General features: G+C 60.3%; 3 protein-coding genes and 1 pseudogene. 1 reads left to right on the top strand and 3 read right to left on the bottom strand.

Features of this window, described 5'->3' with window-relative positions; translation table 11 throughout:
* Positions 1–1,028 (bottom strand): BCCT family transporter (locus HP547_RS27755; RefSeq protein ID WP_172288642.1); only part of this gene is annotated, 1,028 nt, incomplete at its 3' end.
* Positions 1,029–1,332: 304 nt separating this feature from the next.
* Between HP547_RS27755 and nhaA the strand changes: the two genes are divergently transcribed.
* A complete protein-coding gene (gene nhaA / locus HP547_RS27750; RefSeq protein ID WP_172223193.1) occupies positions 1,333–2,700 on the top strand; it encodes a Na+/H+ antiporter NhaA in 1,368 nt (455 codons plus the stop codon).
* A gap of 222 nt (positions 2,701–2,922) precedes the next feature.
* On the opposite strand, the gene arsH is transcribed toward nhaA, so the two are convergent.
* The gene (gene arsH / locus HP547_RS27745; RefSeq protein WP_172223189.1) at positions 2,923–3,624 is read right to left on the bottom strand and encodes an arsenical resistance protein ArsH; all 702 of its coding nucleotides are present in this window, start codon (positions 3,622–3,624) and stop codon (positions 2,923–2,925) included.
* Between the two features lie 12 nt (positions 3,625–3,636).
* A pseudogene (locus HP547_RS27740) lies at positions 3,637–3,904 on the bottom strand (arsenate reductase ArsC); the annotation flags it as partial.

Raw genomic sequence — 3,904 nt, 5'->3', positions numbered from 1 at the left:
GTCCGGCCTCGAGAAATACGTGCGATGAACAGGCCCACGAACGGCGACCAGGACAACCACCAGCCCCAGTACAACAAGGTCCAGCCACCGATCCAGTCAGTAGGCTCATACGCGTAGAGGTTGAAGGTTTTGTTGACGATGTCGGACAGATAGGCGCCGGTATTCTGTACATAGGTCTGCAACAGGAACACCGTGGGCCCTAGCAGCAGCACGAACAGCATCAGGATAACCGCCAGGCTCAGGTTGAGCTCGGAGAGGATGCGAATCCCTTTATCCAGACCGCTGGCCACCGAGAGCGTCGCCAATGCGCAGGTGGCGGCGATGAGGGTGACTTGCACGGTAGTGTTTACCGGCAAACCGAACACATAGTGGAAACCACTGTTGATCTGCAATACCCCATAACCCAACGAGGTCGCCACGCCGAACACTGTGCCGAGAATGGCGAAAACATCGACGGCATGCCCGATAGGGCCGTAAATCCGCTCGCCGATCAGCGGATAGAGCGCCGAGCGCAAGGTCAAGGGCAGGCCGTTGCGAAAGCTGAAATAGGCCAGAATGAGCGCGACGATGGCGTAGATTGCCCAGGCATGCAGGCCCCAATGGAAAAAGGTGATTTTCATCGCTTCACGGGCCGCGGCAACGGTGCCGGGATCACCTACGGGCGGCGTGGTGAAGTGCATGACCGGCTCGGCCACGCCAAAGAACATGAGGCCGATCCCCATGCCAGCCGAGAACAGCATGGCAAACCAACTGCTCTTGCGGTAATCCGGCTCACTGTGGTCCGGGCCCAGCTTGATATCGCCGTAACGGCTCACGGCCAGAAACACCACACTGATCAACACCAGCGCTACAGTGAGAATGTAGAACCAGCTGGCATTGGTGATGATCCATTGCTGGACTTGCTCGAAGAGCGTCTGGGCGTGCTCCTGAAATGCAGTGGCGTACAAGACCAGAAGAAAGATGAGGATTGCGCTGCTGTAGAAGACGGGTGGGTTGAGGGTGCTCCTCGGTTTGGGGGCTGCAGTCATTACGGCAGTTCTCCTTGTAAGGCGATGTGCACAGCGCGCCTGAATACGCCGACATTTCCCAAGGCTAGCAGGTCGGTAACTACCCGCTTGCCTAGCTCCATAGGCTCGAAACCAACATAAACCCTAACGTTCGCAGGAAAAAATCTCAAATCACCACCGTGCCGCCTGGGACTGGAAGCCCCAGTTTTTTTTCATTTGAAGGCGGTTGTTCGGTACACTAGCCGACGGGTGCCAACTGCATAGTGCAGGGGGGCAGGTTAAAGAACAGCGCAGGTCGGGCCGCCATGCGGGAGTACTTGCGCCTATGCATAACACAGAATTGCCTCGCGTCCAGGCACTGGCCGAGCGTGCCTTCGCCAACCTTGAGCGTTTCCTGCACATCGAAGCGGTCAGCGGCATTGTCCTGCTGGTTGCCGCTGTGGCTGCCCTGATCTGGGCGAACTCTCCGGCCGCAGACAGCTATGAAGCCCTTTGGCATACCCCCTTGACGATCGGCGTGGGCTCGCTGGTCTATTCGCAGTCACTGCACTTCTGGATCAATGATGGCTTGATGACCATCTTCTTCCTGGTCGTGGGCATGGAGATCCGTCGCGAGATCCACGAGGGCGCACTGTCCAGCTTGCGCCAAGCCACGCTGCCCATGGCTGCCGCCCTCGGCGGCGTAGCGGTACCCGCCCTGCTCTACCTGGCTTTTGGCCACGCGCCGGCAGAGCAACAAGGCTGGGCTGTGCCGACGGCTACGGATATCGCCTTTGCAGTAGGTGTGTTGGCGCTGCTCGGCAAGTCGATCCCATCGAACGTGCGGGTGTTTCTGCTCGCTCTGGCAATCATCGATGACATCATTGCCGTGCTGATCATCGCCTTCTTCTACTCGGGCGGCCTTGATTACAGCGGTTTCGGCGTTGCGGCAATCGGTCTGTTGATGGTGATCGGGCTGCAGAAGATGGGTGTGGGTTCTGCCTACGCCTACCTCATTCCTGGTGTGATCACCTGGCTAGGCATCTTACTGACCGGAGCCCACCCTACCCTCGCTGGCGTTGTGCTGGGCCTGATGACTCCGGTCAAGGCAATGCCGATGCGTGAGCGCCCGCTGGATGCCATTACCCGCTTCACCGGAGAACTGCTGGGGCGTGCCAAGTCGCCTGAGCAGGACGCCAGCGACCTTATGGACCCGTTGAAACGGCTGCGCCTGGCCCAGCGCGAACTGGTACCGCCGGTGGTGCGCATGCAAGGTACCCTGCACCCTTGGGTCGCCTTCGGCATCATGCCGGTATTTGCCCTGGCCAATGCCGGAGTTAGCCTCTCGGGTGTCGACCTGTCCGCCGAGGGCCCCCAGTGGGTCATGATCGCCGTCGTTGCCGCGCTGGTCGCTGGCAAACCCGTGGGCATCGTCGGCGTCAGTTGGCTGATGGTCCGGTTGGGCTGGTGCGTGCTTCCCGCCGAGGTCAACTGGCGCAGCATTACCCTGGTCGGGCTGCTGGCCGGCATCGGCTTCACCATGTCGATTTTCATCGCCAACCTTGCCTTCGTCGACCCTGGTTCACTAGGGGCGGCGAAACTCGGGGTTCTGGCCGCGTCGGTGGTGGCGGCTGTGCTGGGCTTGAGTTGGGGTGTGTGGTGCAGGCGAGGAGCAGTGTCTGCTAACAGCGCAGGCTCAGCCACCCAGCGCTAATCCTGGTCAGGGGGCGTCCTGGGCCTTCAGCTCAGGCTTGATCGCACAACTTGAACGCGATGGTACCCACCAGTTCAAGGTGATTTGATCGAACCCATGCCCCCCGTGCGCTAATGCCAGTCAGTCAAGGCCAAAGGGGCTGCTGCGCAGCCCCAATGGCTTAACTGACTGACGGGAGATGAGCGTGTTCAGGTTTCTGGTCATGTGTTCCCATACTTCGCCTCAGATCGAGCGCTGGTTCACACGCATGGAAAGCTGTTCGGCGCTTTCTTTGCGTTCCGAATAACGATCCACCAGAAACTGCTGGCGATCACGTAACAGCAGGGTGAATTTCACCAGTTCTTCCATGACGTCCACCACGCGATCGTAGTACGCCGACGGTTTCATGCGGCCTGCGTCATCGAACTCCAGATAGGCCTTGGGCACCGACGACTGGTTGGGGATAGTGAACATGCGCATCCAGCGGCCCAGCACCCGCAGTTGGTTGACTACGTTGAACGATTGCGAGCCACCGCAGACCTGCATCACCGCCAGTGTCTTGCCCTGGGTGGGGCGCACGGCGCCAAGCGCCAGGGGAACCCAGTCGATCTGGGCCTTGAACACGGCAGACATTGCGCCGTGACGCTCCGGCGAGCACCAGACCTGGCCTTCCGACCACAGCACCAGATCACGCAGCTCCTGCACCTTGGGATGCTCCACCGGCACGTCGTCAGGTAGCGGCAGGCCAGAGGGATTGAACAGACGCGTCTCGGCGCCGAAGTGCTCCAGCAGGCGCGCTGCTTCTTCTACCAGCAAGCGGCTGAAGGAGCGCTCGCGGGTCGACCCATATAGCAACAGGATGCGCGGCTTGTGCGCGCTGGCAGGGATTTCAGCTGGCGGCAGGTCGAACAGCGAGAGATCGAGATTAGGCAGTTGCTCGGACATGTTTCCTCCTGCTCAGAGAGCACCAATGCGATCCAGCTCGCGTTTGAGCTGGTCGCGGCCAAGGATGTCGAAAGGAAGAGCGAGGAACGCCCGGCAGCGCAACTCGATGCGGGCCAGGGTGGCGTGGAATGCAGCGTCGATCGACGCTTCGTCAGCCACGACATCGGACGGATCCTCAAGCCCCCAGTGCGATTTCAGTGCAGGGCCGAAATATACCGGGCAAGCTTCACCGGCAGCCTTGTCGCAAACGGTGATGACGATATCAGGAGGGCAACCCTCG

Source organism: Pseudomonas sp. CM27 (assembly GCF_013179515.1).
Lineage (GTDB): Bacteria > Pseudomonadota > Gammaproteobacteria > Pseudomonadales > Pseudomonadaceae > Aquipseudomonas.
This window is presented reverse-complemented; position numbering and strand designations above follow the sequence as displayed.

Excerpts from the sequence above, each read along its gene's own strand:
- arsH (WP_172223189.1), bottom strand. The coding sequence starts at position 3,624 with ATGTCCGAGCAACTGCCTAATCTCGATCTCTCGCTGTTCGACCTGCCG.
- nhaA (WP_172223193.1), top strand. The coding sequence starts at position 1,333 with ATGCATAACACAGAATTGCCTCGCGTCCAGGCACTGGCCGAGCGTGCC.